16 protein-coding genes are annotated in these 14662 nt (G+C 69.7%); 5 read left to right on the plus strand and 11 right to left on the minus strand.

What is annotated here, in order from left to right; all coding sequences use genetic code 11:
• Window positions 1-322: 322 nt before the first annotated feature.
• On the plus strand, window positions 323-784 hold the full coding sequence (locus tag MD221_RS08890) for a cell wall hydrolase (RefSeq protein WP_242110689.1): 462 nt from the start codon (window positions 323-325) through the stop codon (window positions 782-784).
• A gap of 255 nt (window positions 785-1039) precedes the next feature.
• Window positions 1040-1669 carry a glutathione S-transferase N-terminal domain-containing protein gene (locus MD221_RS08895; protein WP_242111623.1) on the plus strand — a complete coding sequence of 210 codons (630 nt, stop codon included), beginning with the start codon at window positions 1040-1042 and terminating at the stop codon, window positions 1667-1669.
• A 63-nt stretch (window positions 1670-1732) separates the two neighbouring features.
• On the opposite strand, the gene prpC is transcribed toward MD221_RS08895, so the two are convergent.
• From prpC to purE, 5 genes are all read right to left on the minus strand, one after another.
• Window positions 1733-2887 carry a bifunctional 2-methylcitrate synthase/citrate synthase gene (prpC, locus tag MD221_RS08900; protein WP_242110690.1) on the minus strand — a complete coding sequence of 385 codons (1155 nt, stop codon included), beginning with the start codon at window positions 2885-2887 and terminating at the stop codon, window positions 1733-1735.
• A 64-nt stretch (window positions 2888-2951) separates the two neighbouring features.
• Window positions 2952-3836 carry a methylisocitrate lyase gene (gene prpB, locus MD221_RS08905; protein WP_242110691.1) on the minus strand — a complete coding sequence of 295 codons (885 nt, stop codon included), beginning with the start codon at window positions 3834-3836 and terminating at the stop codon, window positions 2952-2954.
• 73 nt (window positions 3837-3909) lie between these two features.
• Window positions 3910-5799 (minus strand): propionate--CoA ligase, encoded by a 1890-nt coding sequence (prpE, locus tag MD221_RS08910; protein WP_242110692.1) that lies wholly within the window; start codon window positions 5797-5799, stop codon window positions 3910-3912.
• Window positions 5800-5949: 150 nt separating this feature from the next.
• On the minus strand, window positions 5950-7107 hold the full coding sequence (locus MD221_RS08915; protein WP_242110693.1) for a 5-(carboxyamino)imidazole ribonucleotide synthase: 1158 nt from the start codon (window positions 7105-7107) through the stop codon (window positions 5950-5952).
• A gap of 40 nt (window positions 7108-7147) precedes the next feature.
• Window positions 7148-7681: a 5-(carboxyamino)imidazole ribonucleotide mutase gene (purE, locus tag MD221_RS08920; RefSeq protein WP_242110694.1), complete on the minus strand. Its 534-nt coding sequence runs from the start codon at window positions 7679-7681 to the stop codon at window positions 7148-7150.
• Window positions 7682-7738: 57 nt separating this feature from the next.
• Between purE and MD221_RS08925 the strand changes: the two genes are divergently transcribed.
• Genes MD221_RS08925 through MD221_RS08935 form a run of 3 tightly spaced genes read left to right on the plus strand, consistent with a single transcriptional unit; the run spans window position 7739 to window position 9240 of the window.
• A complete protein-coding gene (locus MD221_RS08925; RefSeq protein WP_242110695.1) occupies window positions 7739-8008 on the plus strand; it encodes a Trm112 family protein in 270 nt (89 codons plus the stop codon).
• Window positions 8005-8904 (plus strand): carboxylating nicotinate-nucleotide diphosphorylase, encoded by a 900-nt coding sequence (gene nadC, locus MD221_RS08930; protein WP_242110696.1) that lies wholly within the window; start codon window positions 8005-8007, stop codon window positions 8902-8904. The genes MD221_RS08925 and nadC overlap by 4 nt, the downstream gene beginning before the upstream one ends.
• Window positions 8905-8913: 9 nt before the next feature.
• Complete coding sequence (locus tag MD221_RS08935) at window positions 8914-9240, plus strand: DUF3301 domain-containing protein (RefSeq protein WP_242110697.1); 327 nt, start codon at window positions 8914-8916, stop codon at window positions 9238-9240.
• 41 nt (window positions 9241-9281) lie between these two features.
• On the opposite strand, the gene MD221_RS08940 is transcribed toward MD221_RS08935, so the two are convergent.
• The 6 genes from MD221_RS08940 to MD221_RS08965 form a co-directional block, all read right to left on the minus strand.
• Window positions 9282-9740 (minus strand): ClpXP protease specificity-enhancing factor, encoded by a 459-nt coding sequence (locus MD221_RS08940; protein WP_242110698.1) that lies wholly within the window; start codon window positions 9738-9740, stop codon window positions 9282-9284.
• Between the two features lie 94 nt (window positions 9741-9834).
• A complete protein-coding gene (locus tag MD221_RS08945; protein WP_242111624.1) occupies window positions 9835-10470 on the minus strand; it encodes a glutathione S-transferase N-terminal domain-containing protein in 636 nt (211 codons plus the stop codon).
• Window positions 10471-10678: 208 nt separating this feature from the next.
• On the minus strand, window positions 10679-11407 hold the full coding sequence (locus MD221_RS08950; RefSeq protein ID WP_242110699.1) for a cytochrome c1: 729 nt from the start codon (window positions 11405-11407) through the stop codon (window positions 10679-10681).
• A gap of 7 nt (window positions 11408-11414) precedes the next feature.
• Window positions 11415-12698, minus strand: coding sequence for a cytochrome b (locus MD221_RS08955; RefSeq protein WP_242110700.1), 1284 nt, complete (start codon window positions 12696-12698; stop codon window positions 11415-11417).
• A 3-nt stretch (window positions 12699-12701) separates the two neighbouring features.
• Window positions 12702-13352, minus strand: a complete 651-nt coding sequence (petA, locus tag MD221_RS08960; protein ID WP_242110701.1) for a ubiquinol-cytochrome c reductase iron-sulfur subunit — start codon at window positions 13350-13352, stop codon at window positions 12702-12704.
• Between the two features lie 336 nt (window positions 13353-13688).
• Complete coding sequence (locus tag MD221_RS08965) at window positions 13689-14618, minus strand: lytic transglycosylase domain-containing protein (RefSeq protein WP_242110702.1); 930 nt, start codon at window positions 14616-14618, stop codon at window positions 13689-13691.
• Window positions 14619-14662: the final 44 nt, after the last annotated feature.

The raw sequence follows: 14662 nt of genomic DNA on the forward strand, positions 1-14662 counted from the left end.
CCGGACACAGGCGCATCAATGGCTTGCGTTCGAAATCAGAACAAAAACTCCAATCGAATCAATCAGTTCTGATGCCAGTTCAGCCTAGGTTGGGAAACCGACGGCTACCTTGCGCGCACTTTTGCTCCGCCAGCGGTTTCCGGCGGAGCCGGCTCCTCCCGCCCCCTGGCGGGCTTCGGAGTTAAGCCCGCCGCCCTTTTGGTCGCCCAATGACCCTGCGGCCCGGTAGCGGACTTCCCAATTCGCCATGTCCGTTTTTCCGCTCCGATGCCGCTTTCGGCACCGGAACGGGAGAGCGGGCGCAACGGAGTAAGGAGTACTCATGAAACTGGCTTGGATCCTGTGGCTGGCCTCGGTATTGCCGCCGCAAGCCGCCGATTCGCTCTGCCTCAGCACCACCGTGTACCTGGAGGCCCGCGACCAGTCCGCCCGCGGCCAGCAGGCGGTGGCCGAGGTCGCCCTGCGCCGCCAGGACAGCGGCCTGTGGGGCAAGTCCATGTGCGAGGTGGTGACCGCGCGCAGCCAATTCGCCCCGTCCCTGGTCCCGGCCGGGACCCGGCTCGGCAACATCGAGGCCTGGTCGCAGGCCGTGGGCATCGCCCTGGAGTCCGAGCGCAACTGGGCCCTGCCGCCCGGCCAGCGCAAGGAGATCGTGCCCGGCGCAAGCCATTTCATGGCCCACGACATCGCCACGCCGAGCTGGCGCAACGCCTACCAGGTGGCGACCATCGGCGACCACACCTTCCTCAAGGTGCAGAGCCTGAAGCCGCGCAACCGCGGGTGAGCCGAAGCGCGCTTAGCGCGGCATGCCGCGCTGCTTTGGCGAACGCCCGGCCATGGATAGCCGGACCGGACGATCCATAGGTCGCAGATGCGTCGCCAAGGAAGGCATGGATGGGGGTCATTAGTCTCCCCACTTTCCACACTGCCCTGATGTCATTGATGCGCGCAATGCGACATCCTGTTGCCGCGCGCACCCGCTGACTGCACGCAATCCTGCACCTATGATGTCACCTTCCCAACAGGAGGCGGCCCGATGATGCGTCTTTACTACCTGCGCGGCGCCTGCTCGCTGGCCGACCACATCGTGCTGGAATGGACCGGCGCTGCCTACGAGGCGATCCAGGTGCAGCGCGAAAAGCTGCGCGATCCCGCTTTCCTGGCGATCAACCCGCTCGGCGCCGTGCCCGCGCTGCAGGCCGACGACGGCTGGGTGCTGACGCAGAACGCGGCCATCCTCAACTATCTCGCCGACAGCTATCCGCAGGCGCGCCTGGGCGGCGACGGCACCGCGCGCGGCCGCGCCGAGGTCAATCGCTGGCTGGCGCTGTGCAACGCCGACATCCACCCCTGGTTCAAGCCGATCTTCGTGCCCGGGCGCTTCATCGAGGACAAGTCCGCGCACGAGGAACTCAAGCGCAATGCGCGCGTGCAGCTGCGCAACCTGTTCCAGAAGGCCGACGCGCAGCTGGAAGGCAAGCTCTGGCTGACCGGCGAGCGCTCGATCGCCGATCCCTATCTCTTCATCCTGCTGCGCTGGGCCAGGGCCTTGCACGTCGATCCCGACGGCGTCGATCTCGGCGGCTTCGCCAATCTCGACCGCTTCTTCGACAACATGCTTGCCGACGCCGGCGTGCAGAAGGCGCTGCGCGAGGAAGGGCTGGCCTGAGCGCCATCCCCGCCGGAGCCCGCGCCGCCCGCCTCGCGGGCCGGGCGCGGGCCTCGCGCCCGGTCAGCGCTTGTCGAGCGGAACGAACTCGCGGTCTTCGGGGCCGACGTAGTTGGCGCTGGGACGGATGATCTTGCCGTCGATGCGCTGCTCGATCACGTGCGCGCTCCAGCCGCTGGTGCGCGCGATCACGAACAGCGGCGTGAACATCGCCGTCGGCACGCCCATCATGTGGTAGCTCACCGCGCTGAACCAGTCCAGGTTCGGGAACATCTTCTTGATGTCCCACATCACCGACTCCAGGCGCTCGGCGATGTCGTACATCTTCATGTTCTTCTCTTCGGCCGAGAGCTCGCGCGCGACCTCCTTGATGACCTGGTTGCGCGGGTCGCTCACCGTGTAGACCGGATGGCCGAAACCGATGATCACTTCCTTGCGCTCCACGCGCGCCTTGATGTCGGCCTCGGCCTCGTCCGGCGTCTCATAGCGCTTCTGCACCTCGAAGGCCACCTCGTTGGCGCCGCCGTGCTTAGGGCCGCGCAGCGCGCCGATCGCGCCGGTGATGCACGAGTGCATGTCGCTGCCGGTGCCGGCGATCACGCGCGCGGTGAAGGTGGAGGCGTTGAACTCGTGCTCGGCGTACAGGATCAGCGAGGTGTGCATGGCGCGCACCCAGGATTCGCGCGGCTTCTGCCCGTGCAGCAGGTGCAGGAAGTGGCCGCCGATGCTGTCGTCGTCGGTGTCCACGTCGATGCGCTTGCCGTTGTGGCTGTAGTGGTACCAGTACAGCAGCATCGAGCCGAGCGAGGCCATCAGCTTGTCGGCGATGTCGCGGGCGCCGGGATGGTTGTGGTCGTCCTTCTCCGGCGAGACGCAGCCGAGCACCGAAACGCCGGTGCGCATCACGTCCATCGGATGCGCCGAGGGCGGCAGCTGCTCCAGCGCCGCCTTCACCGAGGCCGGCACGCCGCGCAGCGACTTCAGCTTGGCCTTGTAGCCGGCCAGCTCGGCGGCGTTGGGCAGGGTGCCGTGCACGAGCAGGTGGGCGATTTCCTCGAACTCGCAGGTCCGGGCGATGTCGAGGATGTCGTAGCCGCGGTAGTGCAGATCGTTGCCGCTGCGGCCGACGGTGCACAGCGCGGTGTTGCCGGCGGCGGTGCCGCTCAGGGCGACGGATTTTTTCGGCTTGAAGCCGGGGGGCGGCGCAGCATCGCTCATCTTCGATCCTCTTGGTGTTGTGGAGCCGCTCTCCCGCGCGCGGGAGGACGGCTTCGGCAATTTGTCATTTCCTGGCGGCGAACAGCGCGTCGAGGCTGCGCTCGTAGTCGTGGTAGCCGATGCGCTCGTACAGCTCCTCGCGCGTCTGCATCTGGTCGACCACGCCCTTCTGGTGGCCGTCGCGGCGGATCGCCGCGTACACGTTCTCGGCGGCCTTGTTCATGGCGCGGAACGCCGACAGCGGATACAGCTGGATCGCCACGCCGGCCGAGGCCAGCTCCTCGCGGGTGAACAGCGGCGTCTGCCCGAACTCGGTGATGTTGGCCAGCACCGGCACCTTCACCGCGTCGACGAAGCGGCGGTAGGTGTCCAGGTCGTAGGCGGCCTCGGCGAAGATGCCGTCGGCGCCGGCCTCCACGCAGGCGATGGCGCGCTCGATCGCGGCATCGACGCCGTCGACGGCGATCGCGTCGGTACGCGCGATCAGGAAGAACGCGGCGTCGGTCCTGGCGTCGGCGGCGGCCTTGACGCGGTCGGCCATCTCGCCGGCGGAGACGATTTCCTTGCCGGGACGGTGCCCGCAACGCTTGGCGCCGACCTGGTCCTCGATGTGGCAGGCCGCCGCGCCGGCCTTGATCAGCGACTTGACCGTGCGCGCGATGTTGAAGGCGCTGGGACCGAAGCCGGTGTCGATGTCGACCAGCAGCGGCAGCGGGCAGACGTCGGTGATGCGGCGCGTGTCGATCAGCACGTCCTCGAGCGTGTTGATGCCGAGGTCGGGCATGCCCAGCGAACCGGCCGCGACGCCGCCGCCGGACAGGTAGATGGCGCGGTAGCCGGCGCGCTGCGCGAGCAGGGCGTGGTTGGCGTTGATGGCGCCGATCACCTGCAGCGGCGATTCGGCGGCAAGCGCGGCGCGGAAACGTGCGCCTGCGGAGGATTCGGACATCGTTCGGCTCCGTGGGGACGGCTCGGGAAACCGCCATTTTAACCCGCCGCTCCCCGGGCGGTCGCCGGAGCGCCTATTCGGCGTCCGCGCCCCGCGCCAGGGCCCGCCGCACTTCCTCCAGCGCGTTCGGATCGTCCAGCGTGGACAGGTCGCCGGGGTCGCGCTGTTCGGCCAGGGCCTGCAGCGAGCGCCGCAGCAGCTTGCCCGAGCGCGTCTTGGGCAGCGCGCCGACCACGTAGACGCGCGCGGGTCGGGCCACCGCGCCGAGCTGGCGGCTGACGCACTCGCGCATTTCCCGCGCCGCCGTCGCCGCCTCGCCTCCGGCCTGCCTGAGCGTGGCGAACACCACCGGCACCTGTCCCTTGAGCTCGTCGCGCACGCCGATCACCGCGGCCTCGGCGACGTCGGGATGGCTGGACACCGATTCCTCGATCTCGCGCGTGCCCAGCCGATGGCCGGCGACGTTGATCACGTCGTCGGTGCGCCCGAGGATGAAGGTGTAGCCGTCGTCGTCGCGGATCGCCCAGTCGAGCGAGCTGTAGACCAGCGGCTTGAAGTGCGAGAAGTAGCTGCGCAGGAAGCGGGCGTCGTCGTTCCATACGGTGGTCATGCAGCCCGGCGGGAGCGGCGGCTCGATGACCAGCACGCCCTTCCGGTTCGGCGCGGCCTCCTCGCCGGTCGCCTCGTCGATCACGCGCAGGTCGTAGCCGGGCATGGGCAGTCCCGGCGAGCCGAACTTCACAGGCTTCATCTCCACGCCGGGCATCAGCGCCAGCACCGGCCAGCCGGTCTCGGTCTGCCAGTAGTTGTCGATGACCGTCTTGCCGATGCCCTCGGTGATCCAGTGCGCGGTCGGCTCGTCCAGCGGTTCGCCGGCCAGGAACAGGTAGCGCAGCGCCGACAGGTCGTGCTTCTTCAGCCAGGCCGGGTCCTGCTTCTTCAGCACGCGGATGCCGGTCGGCGAGGAGAACATGGTGTGCACGCCGTAGCGCTCGCAGATGCGCCACCAGATGCCCGGGTCGGGCGCGGTCGGCAGTCCTTCGTAGAGGATCGAGGTCGCGCCGGCGATCAGCGGGCCGTAGACGTTGTAGGAATGCCCCACCGCCCAGCCGACGTCGGAGGTGGAGAACATCGCCTGCCCCGCGCGCACGTCGTAGATCGCCCACATCGACAGCGCCAGCGCCACCGCGTAGCCGCCGACGTCGCGCTGCACGCCCTTGGGCTTGCCGGTGGTGCCGGAGGTGTAAAGCAGGTAGCTCGGTTCGTTGGATTCCAGCCAGGCCACGTCCACCTGCTCGCCGGCGTGGCGCTCGCGCAGCGCGGCGTAGTCGACGTCGCGGCCTTCCACGCGCGCGTAGCCCGGATCGAGGCCGCGATCGACCATCAGCACGTGCGGCGGCGGCGTGCCGGCCTCGGCGCAGGCGGCGTCCACCAGCGGCTTGTAGGGGATCGCCTTGCCGCCGCGGCTGCCGGCGTCGGCGGCGATCAGCAGCTTGGGACGGGCGTCGTCGATGCGCAGCGCCAGGTTGTGCGCCGCGAAGCCGCCGAAGACCACCGAATGCACCGCGCCGATGCGCGCGCAGGCCAGCATCGCGAACACCGCCTCGGCGATGTTGGGCATGTAGATCACCACGCGGTCGCCGCGACCGACATCGAGCGCGCGCAGCACCGCGGCGAACGTGTTCACCTCGCGGTGCAGTTCGCGATAGCTGATCTCGCGGGTGGTCCCGGTTTCCGTGGAGATCGCCACCAGCGCGAGCTGGTCGGCGCGCGCCTCCAGGTGGCGGTCGACCGCATTGTGGCAGAGGTTGGTTTCCCCGCCGGCGAACCATCGGCGGAACGGCGGGTCGTCGTAGACGAGGATGCGCTCGGGCGGCCTGTGCCAGTCGATCGCGCGTGCCTGCTCGGCCCAGAAGGCCTCGGGCTGCTCGATGGAGCGGCGATGGAACTCCTCGTAACGCATCGGTGCGTCTGCGCATCCTCCACGGTCCGATGCAAGGCTAGCCCGGCGGCGCCGATGCCGCGCTACGACCTTGGTCTTAGGGCGGCATCCTCTCCGGGGCAAGGGCCTTTGCAACCGGGAGAGCGCCCGCGAAGCGGCGTGATCGTGCGGCTATCCGGCGCGGATGCCCGACAGCGCGTCCAGGACCGGCGCCACCTGCGACTCGCGACCCAGCGCCGCGCCGACCGAGCGCAGCGCGCGCGCCAGCGCCTCGGGCGAATCGGCGCGCAGCGTCGCATGCCCGACCTTGCGGCCCTGACGCGGCGACTTGCCGTAATCGTGCCAGTGCCCGCCGGCTTCGCGCAGCACCGCGCCGCCATCGGGCAGCGCGCCGATCCAGTTCAGCATGCAGGCGTGGCCGCGCATGTGCGTGGCGCCCAGCGGCAGGCCGAGCACGGCGCGCAGATGGTTCTGGAACTGCGAGGTTTCCGCGCCCTCGATGGTCCAGTGGCCGGAATTGTGCACGCGCGGCGCCAGCTCGTTGGCGAGCAGCTGCCCGTCGCGGCAGAACAGCTCGAGCGCGAACACGCCCACGTAGTCGAGTTTTCCCGCCAGCGCGCGCGCGTAGCCGAACGCCTGCTCGGCCAGCGCCGCGTCGGTGCGGGTCGGCGCCAGGCTGGCGGAGAGCACGCCGTCGACGTGCCAGTTCTCGGTCAGCGGCCAGGCGCGGAATTCGCCGTCGCGCCCGCGCACCGCCACCACGCTCAACTCGCGCTCGAACGGGATGAACGCCTCCACGATCAGGCCCACCGTCTGCGCCTGTCCGCCCAGCGCCTGCCAGGCGGCGTCGAGATCGGCCTCGCTGCGGATGCGGAACTGGCCCTTGCCGTCGTAGCCCAGCCGTCGCGTCTTCAGGATGCAGGCGCCGCCGATGCGCGCCACTTCGGCGTCGAGCTGCGCGCGCGAATCCACCGCCGCGAAGGCACCCACCGGGATGCCGAGGTTGCGGAACAGGGTCTTCTCGACCAGGCGGTCCTGCGCCACCGACAGGGCATGCGGATTCGGGAACACCGGCACGCGCTCGGCGAGCCAGTGCGCGCTCTCGGCCGGCACGTTCTCGAAATCGAAGGTCGCCACGTCCACCGCGGCCGCGAACTCGGCCAGCGCGCGCTCGTCGCGGTAGTCGCCCACCAGCAACGGCGCGAACTGCCCGGCGCAGGCGTCCGGCTCGGTGTCCATGGCCAAAAAGCGCAGGCCCAGCGGCGCGCCGGAGAGCGCCAGCATGCGGGCCAGCTGCCCGCCGCCGAGGATGCCGACGGTGGTGGTCATGGCCTGCCCGTCGCTTGCGCGGGCCTTGCTTGCGCCTGCCTCACTTGCGCGGATCGTCGTTGCCGGCGACGTCCTCGGTCTGCTTGCGGCGGTAGGCCGCCAGCGCCTGCGCGATCGCGGGATGGTCGGCCGCGAGCAGCGCCGCGGCGAACAGCGCGGCATTGGCCGCGCCGGCCTGGCCGATGGCGAAGGTGGCCACCGGAATGCCGGCCGGCATCTGCACGATCGAAAGCAGCGAATCGAGCCCGTTCAGCGCCCGCGACTGCACCGGCACGCCGAGCACCGGCACCGCGGTCTTGGCGGCCAGCATGCCCGGCAGGTGCGCGGCGCCGCCGGCGCCGGCGACGATCGCGCGCAGGCCGCGCGCCTGCGCGGTGTCGGCATATTCGAACAGCACGTCGGGCGTGCGGTGCGCGGAGACCACGCGCGCCTCGAACGGCACGCCGAGCGTCTCCAGCATCTGCGCGGCGTGCTGCATCGTCTCCCAGTCCGAGCGCGAGCCCATGACGACGCCGACCAGCGGCGCGGAGGCGGTGTCCTTGGCGAGGGCGGCGGCGGTGAGCTGGTCCGGCATGGTCGTTCCCGGTCGCAAAGACGTATTCTACCGGCCCCACGTCGTTCCGGGACCCCCATGGACCGCAAACTGCTCGACATCCTCGTCTGCCCGGCCAGCCGCCAGCCGCTCGCCCTGCTCGACAAGGCCGGCCTGGAGGCGCTCAACCGCGCGATCGCCGAGGGCGGCGTCAAGCGCGTCGACGACGGCCGGCAGCCCGAGCCGCTGCGCGAGGCGCTGGTGACGCGCGACCGCAAGCTCGTCTACCGCGTCGACGACGGCATTCCGGTGCTGCTCGCCGAGGAAGGCATCGAGACCGGGCAGATCGCCGGCTTCCCCAAGGCATGACTGCTCCGCACGAGGCCGCGCGCCTGGAGCCGCCGCCCGCCGCAGCGGTGGCGGCCGACGTGGCGCGCGCCCTGGCCGAGGATCTGGGCAGCGGCGACGTCACCGCCGCCCTGCTGCCGGACGAGGCCGACGTCGCCTACCTGCTGTGCAAGGAGGACGCGGTGGTGTGCGGACGCCCCTGGTTCGACGCCTGCCACCGCGCGCTCGATCCGCAGGTGCGCATCGACTGGCGGGTGGCCGAGGGCGACCGCGTCGCCAAGGGCAGCGTGCTGGCCACCCTGGCCGGGCGCACCCGCGCCCTGGTCAGCGCCGAGCGCACCTCGCTGAACTTCCTGCAGACGCTGAGCGGCGTGGCCACCGCCACCGCCGCCTACGTCGAGGCGGTGCGCGGCACTGGCGCGCGGATCCTCGACACCCGCAAGACCCTGCCCGGCCTGCGCCTGGCCGAGAAGTACGCGGTGCGCGCCGGCGGCGGCGACAACCATCGCATCGGCCTGTACGACGCGGTGATGCTGAAGGAGAACCACATCCGCGCCGCCGGCTCGATCGCCGCGGCGATCGCCGAGGCGCGCCGGGCGCAGCCGACGCTGCCGCTGATCGTGGAGGTGGAGACGCTGGAACAGCTGCGCGAGGCGCTGCGCGCCGGCTGCACGCGCATCCTGATCGACGACTTCGACGCCGCCACGCGCCGCGAGGCGGTCCGCATCGCCGCGCAGGCGGCGGCCGACGGCCAGACGCCGCACGGCCGGATCCCGCTGGAGGTCTCAGGCGGCGTCGACCTGGCCGGCGTGCGCGCGATCGCCGAGGACGGCGTGGACTGCATCTCGATCGGCGCGCTGACCAAGCACGTGCGCGCCATCGACCTGTCGCTGAAGCTCGGCCCCCCGCCGCGCTGAGCCGCCGCCATGCCCGGCCTGCTCATCCTGATGATCGTCGGTGCTGCCGCCTTCGCCTACTGGAGCGCGGCGCGCGGCGCGGCCGAACGCGCCACGGTGGTCGGCCGCAACGCCTGCCGCGCCGCCGGCGTGCAGCTGCTCGACCAGACCGTGCACGCCAACGGACTGCGCCTGCGCCGCAACGAGGACGGCCGGCTCGGCTTCGAGCGCAGCTTCCGGTTCGAGTACTCCTACGACGGCCAGGACCGGCACGTCGGCCGGCTGGTGCTGCGCGGCGAGGAACTGGTCTATTTCAGCGGTCCGGCACAAGCGGCGCCGGTCATCGACCTGCACTGAACGATCCGCGTCCGGCCGGCAGGGGCGTCGCCCCGCCGCGCCTACTTCACTACGCGCAAATGCCCGCCGCGACGCGGCGGCGGGGTCTGGTCGTCGTCGGGCGGCCCGTCGACGAGCTCGCCCTCGAGGGAGACCGCCGCATCGTCCTCGTCGCGCGCCTCGCCGCCGGGGATCTCCTCCGGCAGGGCCATGCCCTGCCCCGTCTCGCGGGCGTAGATCGCCAGCACCGCCGACACCGGCACCGTCACCGGATGGCTGACGCCGCCGAAGCGCGCGGTGAAGCGGATGCTCTCGTTGTCCATCTCGAGCTTGGCCACGGCGCGCTCGGCGATGTTGAGCACCACCTTGCCTTCCTTCACCGTATGCGCGGGCACGCGCACGCCGGGCTGGGTGGCATCGACCAGCACGTGCGGCGTCATGCCGTTGTCGGCGATCCATTCGTACAGCGCCCGCAGCAGATACGGGCGGTGGCTGGTCATGGCGGGCGACACATCGCTCATGGCGTCAGTGTACTCCCCTTGGCGAGACCGCACAGGAGCGCGCTTGCGTCGCGCGCATGCGTCGGAAGGCGCGCGGCTCCGCGGGGTGCCGCCCTTACGCCGGAATCTCGCGCAGCATCTTTTCCTGCGGCGTCAGGCTGCGGATGAACCCGGGGTTGCGGAAGATGCGGTTGCCGTAGTCCTCGATCGCCTTGCCGTCCTTGGGCAGCGGAACATCGAGCGATTGCAGGCGCCAGATGATCGGCGCCATCGCGCAGTCGGCCAGGCTCATTTCCGGATTGAGGAAGAACTTGCTGGCCTTGAACAGCGGCACCGACGCGGTGAGCAGCTCCTTGAGCCGCTTGCGTCCGGCCTCGGCCTGCTGCTTGTTGCCGAGCTGGATCGCCTGCACCTGCGGCACCCAGTCGTGCTCGATGCGCAGCATCGCCAGGCGCAGGCGCGCGCGGGAGAGCGGATCGACGGGCATCAGCGGCGGGTGCGGGTAGCGCTCGTCCAGGTATTCGCTGACCACGCTGGCCGCGTACAGCACCAGGTCGCGCTCGACCAGGGTCGGCACCGAGTGGTACGGGTTGAGGTCGATCAGGTCTTCGGGGGGATTCTGCGGATCGACCGCGATCAGGTCGTAGGTGACGCCCTTGGCGGCCAGCACCAGCCGCGCGCGGTGGCACAGCACGTCGTCGACCGAGGAAAACAGGGTCAGGGCATTACGCATACGCGGACTCGTCGCCATCATGGGCATTCTCCAACGGCCGGAATCCGCCGGCCGCATCGGCGCCGCCTGCCCCTCGCAGTCGGCTGCCACGGTTCCCCGAGCCCCGCGCGTCCCCCGTTCCGCCAAAAGCCATCAAGAGCCGCTCTTGCGAAAAGCCCGCGCACGGGTGCGCGGATTCGCGAAGAGGCCCGCCTGCGCGAGCGGGCTCTTGCGGAAGGACCCGCCTCTAATGCACGTCGCGCCAGAATTCCTTCTTCAGCAGCCAGGCGAGGAACGTGAAGAACGCCAGGAACAGGATCACCCAGACGCCGATGCTCTGGCGCTTGAGGGCGGCAGGTTCGCCGGCGTACTCGAGGAAAGTGGTGATGTCGCGGACGGTCTGGTTGAACTCGGCCTCGTCCTGCGTGCCGGGCTGGGCCAGCTCGAGGCGCTCGACCGGCGCGTCGCCGGAGGCTTCCTTCTTGCCGTAGACCGGACGCTGCAGGCCCTGCATCTCCCACAGCGGGTTGGGCATCGAGGCGTTCGGGAACAGCTTGTTGTTCCAGCCCAGCGGGCGCGACTCGTCCTGGTAGAACGACTTCAGGTAGGTGTAGATCCAGTCGCTGCCGCGCACGCGCGCGATCACGCTCAGGTCCGGCGGCATCTTGCCGAACCACTGCTTGGCGTGGTCCTCGGTCAACGCCACCTGCACCTGCTCGCCGAACTTGGCGTCGGTGAAGTTGAGGTTGTCCATCACCTCTTCCTGGGTCAGGCCCAGGTCGGCGGCGATGCGCGAGTAGCGCAGGTACTTCAGCGAATGGCAGCCCGAGCAGTAGTTCATGTACAGCTTGGCGCCGCGCTGCAGCGACGCGCGGTCGCCCAGGTCGGTGCCCGACTGCAGCAGCCCGCCGCCCTCGGATGCGAGGGCGCCGAAGGAGACCAGCAGGCCGGCGACGAAAATTCCGAGCTTCTTCATCCCGATATTAATCATGCATGGTCACCCGTTCCGGCACCGGCTTGGTCTTGTCCAGCTTGGTCCACAGCGGCATCGTGATGAAGAAAACGAAGTACAGGAAGGTCAGGACGCGGCCGATGATGGTCTCCACCGGGTCGGTGCCGGGGCCGGCGCCGATCTTGCCCAGCCACAGGAAGCACACGGCGAAGATGCCGAGCATCAGCCAGGACAGCTTGCCGCGGTAGCGGTAGGACTTCACCGGGCTCTTGTCCAGCCACGGCACCATGAACAGCACCGCGATCGCCGCGAACATCACCAGCACGCCCCAGAGCTTGATGGCGAAGAACGAGGGCACCACGCGCAACATGGCGTAGTACGGGGTGAAGTACCACACCGGCTTGATGTGCTCGGGCGTCACCAGGCGGTTGGCCTCGGTGAAGTTGTCGTGCTCGAGGAACCAGCCGCCGAAGGTCGGCGCGAAGAACACGATGAAGGCGGCGATCACCAGGAAGAAGCCGACGCCGAACAGGTCCTTGACCGTGTAGTACGGGTGGAACGGGATGCCGTCGGACGGCGCGGTCTTCGACCAGCGGTTGCCCTTCGGGCCGTACTTGATGTCCACGCCGTCGGGGTTGTTGGAGCCGACCTCGTGCAGCGCGCCCAGGTGCAGCACGACCAGCAGCAGCAGCACCAGTGGCAGCGCGATCACATGCAGGGCGAAGAAGCGGTTGAGGGTGGCGTCGGCGGGCAGGTAGTCGCCCATGATCCACTCGGTCAGGCCGTTGCCGATCACCGGAATGGCGCCGAACAGCGAGATGATCACCTTCGCGCCCCAGAACGACATCTGGCCCCACGGCAGCACGTAGCCCATGAAGGCCTCTGCCATCAGCACCAGGTAGATCAGCATGCCGAGGATCCACACCAGCTCGCGCGGCTTCTGGTAGCTGCCGTACATCAGTCCGCGGAACATGTGCAGGTAGACGACGATGAAGAACAGCGAGGCGCCGGTGGAGTGCATGTAGCGGATCAGCCAGCCCCACTCCACGTCGCGCATGATGTACTCGACCGAGGCGAAGGCTTCCGTCGCGCTCGGCTTGAAGTGCATCGTCAGGAAGATGCCGGTGACGATCTGGTTGACCAGCACCAGCAGGGCCAGCGAGCCCATGTAGTACCAGAAGTTGAAGTTCTTCGGCGCGAAGTACTCGGTCATGTGCTTGCGGTACATCGGCATCATCGCCGGTGCCCGGGCATTGACCCAGTCGAATACGTTGTTTGCGGTGCGCACGATCACGTTGCTGCCGGTATTGGCCATGGCTTACGCGGCCCCCTTGCCGTTCGTGCCGCTCGACTGCGTGGGGTCGACGCCGATGACAATGGTGTTGTCGTCCTGGTAGTGGTGCGGCGGCACCAGCAGGTTGATCGGCGCCGGCACGCCCTGGAACACGCGGCCGGCCATGTCGAAGCGCGACTTGTGGCAGGGGCAGAAGTAGCCGCCCTTCCACTCCGGATCGAACGGCTCGGGCCGGATCTCGGCCTTCAGCTCCGGGGCGCAGCCCAGGTGGGTGCACAGGCCGACCAGCACCGAGATCTCCGGCTTGATCGAGCGCAGTTCGTTCTTGGCGTACTCGGGCTGCTGGTCGGTGGTCGACTTGGGGTCCGCCAGGCGCGGATCCAGCGTCGGCAGCACCTCGAGCACCTGCTTGGAGCGCTTGACGATCCAGATCGGCTGGCCGCGCCACTCGTCGACCAGGCGCTGGCCCTCGGCCAGGGCGGTGATGTCCACGGTCACCGGGGCGCCGGCGAGCTTGGCGCGTTCGCTCGGGTTCCAGGACTTGATGAACGGGACTGCGACAAACCCGGCGCCGACGGCGCCCACCACGGCGGTGGTCGCGGTCAGGAAGCGGCGACGGCCGTGATCGACCGTACCCCCGCCCTCACCAGGGTCAAGAACTGCTTCATTGGCCATCCGGCACTCCGCAAAACGTTCGGTAGCTGAGACTCACTGGCTGCCGCGAGCCCGTTCTGCCTCTGGAACGGGCCGCAAAAGACGGCAAAGTGTAACGGAACGCTGAATCTGCCGACAATGCTCCGTCTCCCGCGCCGGCGTGTCGGCCACAGTTTTCAATCGCCGCCGCCGTCCCCGCCGCTCCCTCCGGCATCGCCCGCATCGCCCTCGAGCGACGCCGGCCCTCCCTCCAGGCCTGCGCACTCGATCCCGGCGCCCAGGCGTCCCGCGCGATCGCCACGATCCCCGCCACCAGCGCGATCCCCCCGATCAGGCGCCTGGGCCTCCCCATCCGGACTATTGCTGGGCCACGTTTCCGCGGTAGCGCTGCGCCAGCACGCCCACGCGCTGCACGTAGCGCCGGGTCTCGCTGTAGGGCGGAACGCCGCCGTAGCGGTCGACGGCGCCCTCGCCGGCGTTGTAGCCGGCCGCGGCCAGCGTCAGGTCGCCGTTGAAGCGCTTGAGCAGCCAGGCCAGGTACTGCACCCCGCCCTGGATGTTCTGTCCCACGTCGAAGGCGTTGGAGACGCCGAAGCGCCGCGCCGTGGCCGGCATCAGCTGCATCAGGCCCTGCGCGCCCACGCGCGAGAGCGCGGCGGGGTTGAAGGCCGATTCGGCGTGGATGATGGCGCGCACGATGGCCTCCTCGACGCCGTACTGGCGCGAGGCGGCGCTGATCTCGGCGGAGTAGGCGGAGGTGTTCAGGCGCAGCGTATTGAAGTTCACGCCCGGATCGGCCGCGCAGGCGAAGCAGGTCTCGATGAACCGGTAGCGAATCGTGCGCATCGCGGTGACGCCCGCCCCGCCCTTGGGCGGCCGGCTGACGTAGTGGCGCACCCCGTCCTTGATGTAGGAATACAGCTGCCCCTGCACCAGCCGCGTCGGCGGGCGTCCCTTCGGGGCCGCCGGCATCGTGGCGGCGGCCGGCTTCGGCGCGGAAGCGCCGGCGCCCATGAACGTGGCCGGAGGATTGGCGTCCAGGCCGGCGGGCGTGGCGGCGGCCGGCGCTGTGGCAGGGAGCGCCGCGGGCTTGGGCGCGGGCGCGACCGGGGCGGTCCTGCGGCGCGGGTGCGGTGTCGAGGCGATGGCCTTGCAATTGGCCCCGGCGATCCGCTTGCTGCCATAGACCAAGCCGCCGGGCCCGTCGCAGCGGTAGACCGTTCCGGCCACGGCCGGGGCGGCCGCGAGCAGCCACACGATCGCCGACAGTCCCAGAACCCCCTTCATCCGCGCGAGTGTCCCGTGTTCGCCGCGCCTTGCCAAGTCCTTGA

The organism is Luteimonas aquatica (genome assembly GCF_022662575.1).
GTDB classification, from domain to species: domain Bacteria; phylum Pseudomonadota; class Gammaproteobacteria; order Xanthomonadales; family Xanthomonadaceae; genus Luteimonas; species Luteimonas aquatica.

Coding starts and splice junctions, on each gene's coding strand:
- nadC (WP_242110696.1), top strand. CDS start 8,005: ATGACTGCTCCGCACGAGGCCGCGCGCCTGGAGCCGCCGCCCGCCGCA.
- MD221_RS08925 (WP_242110695.1), top strand. CDS start 7,739: ATGGACCGCAAACTGCTCGACATCCTCGTCTGCCCGGCCAGCCGCCAG.
- purE (WP_242110694.1), bottom strand. CDS start 7,681: ATGCCGGACCAGCTCACCGCCGCCGCCCTCGCCAAGGACACCGCCTCC.
- petA (WP_242110701.1), bottom strand. CDS start 13,352: ATGGCCAATGAAGCAGTTCTTGACCCTGGTGAGGGCGGGGGTACGGTC.
- MD221_RS08965 (WP_242110702.1), bottom strand. CDS start 14,618: ATGAAGGGGGTTCTGGGACTGTCGGCGATCGTGTGGCTGCTCGCGGCC.
- MD221_RS08945 (WP_242111624.1), bottom strand. CDS start 10,470: ATGGCGACGAGTCCGCGTATGCGTAATGCCCTGACCCTGTTTTCCTCG.
- MD221_RS08935 (WP_242110697.1), top strand. CDS start 8,914: ATGCCCGGCCTGCTCATCCTGATGATCGTCGGTGCTGCCGCCTTCGCC.
- prpC (WP_242110690.1), bottom strand. CDS start 2,887: ATGAGCGATGCTGCGCCGCCCCCCGGCTTCAAGCCGAAAAAATCCGTC.
- MD221_RS08940 (WP_242110698.1), bottom strand. CDS start 9,740: ATGAGCGATGTGTCGCCCGCCATGACCAGCCACCGCCCGTATCTGCTG.
- MD221_RS08890 (WP_242110689.1), top strand. CDS start 323: ATGAAACTGGCTTGGATCCTGTGGCTGGCCTCGGTATTGCCGCCGCAA.
- MD221_RS08915 (WP_242110693.1), bottom strand. CDS start 7,107: ATGACCACCACCGTCGGCATCCTCGGCGGCGGGCAGCTGGCCCGCATG.
- prpE (WP_242110692.1), bottom strand. CDS start 5,799: ATGCGTTACGAGGAGTTCCATCGCCGCTCCATCGAGCAGCCCGAGGCC.
- prpB (WP_242110691.1), bottom strand. CDS start 3,836: ATGTCCGAATCCTCCGCAGGCGCACGTTTCCGCGCCGCGCTTGCCGCC.
- MD221_RS08895 (WP_242111623.1), top strand. CDS start 1,040: ATGCGTCTTTACTACCTGCGCGGCGCCTGCTCGCTGGCCGACCACATC.
- MD221_RS08955 (WP_242110700.1), bottom strand. CDS start 12,698: ATGGCCAATACCGGCAGCAACGTGATCGTGCGCACCGCAAACAACGTA.
- MD221_RS08950 (WP_242110699.1), bottom strand. CDS start 11,407: ATGAAGAAGCTCGGAATTTTCGTCGCCGGCCTGCTGGTCTCCTTCGGC.